The sequence below is a fragment of the Phocaeicola intestinalis genome, from assembly GCF_014837065.1.
Lineage (GTDB): Bacteria > Bacteroidota > Bacteroidia > Bacteroidales > Bacteroidaceae > Phocaeicola > Phocaeicola intestinalis.
This window is the reverse complement of record NZ_JACSPP010000152.1, coordinates 1-625: the sequence shown is the minus strand read 5'-3', so window position 1 is coordinate 625 and position 625 is coordinate 1. Positions and strand designations below refer to the sequence as shown.

Annotated in this window: 1 protein-coding gene; it reads right to left on the bottom strand. The window is 51.8% G+C overall.

What is annotated here, in order from left to right; translation table 11 throughout:
* The coding region (locus H9625_RS17455) for an IS66 family transposase (RefSeq protein ID WP_191765605.1) at positions 1-625 on the bottom strand (625 nt) is incomplete at both ends.

Below are 625 nucleotides of genomic sequence, written 5' to 3'. Positions count from 1 at the left end.
ACGACAAGCCCGCCTTATCGCAGCAGTGCTCAATCCTGTACATGTACTGTATCTGGGCCAGCCCATATTCGGCTTCCTTTTTGTTTTCACCCAAGGCATGCTCAAAATCACGACGGATATGCGCCATGCAATTGACCAGCCGCACGTCGGGGTTGGTCTTGAAGGCTGTCTCATAGCCTGCAAAACCGTCGCATTGAAGGTATCCTTTGAAGTGGTATTGGCTTACCAGTGATTCGATGACCGATCCGGACCGGGATCCCATGTCATAATGGAAGATGACCAGTTTTTCCATGACAGACCTGACCATCCAGAGGTATTCCTTTTCCGCCTTGTGCTTTCCTCTGTTGATGACCGGGATGGTGGTCTCGTCCGCCTGCACATAGTCGCAAGAGAAAACCTCTTTCTTAAGCGACTCATACAGGGGCTTCAGCAGTTCTACCGTCTTCTTGAACCATCCGTCCAGCGTGCTTTCCGTAAGGCCTTTCAGCCCGAGATGCCTGTATTGCCGTATCTGACGGTAGAACGGGACGTGGTATTCATACTTCTGAAGCAGTATCTCGGCAAGCAGGCTGGTATCAGCGATGCACTTGTCAACAGGCATCAGCGGCATGGGGGCAATCTCCAC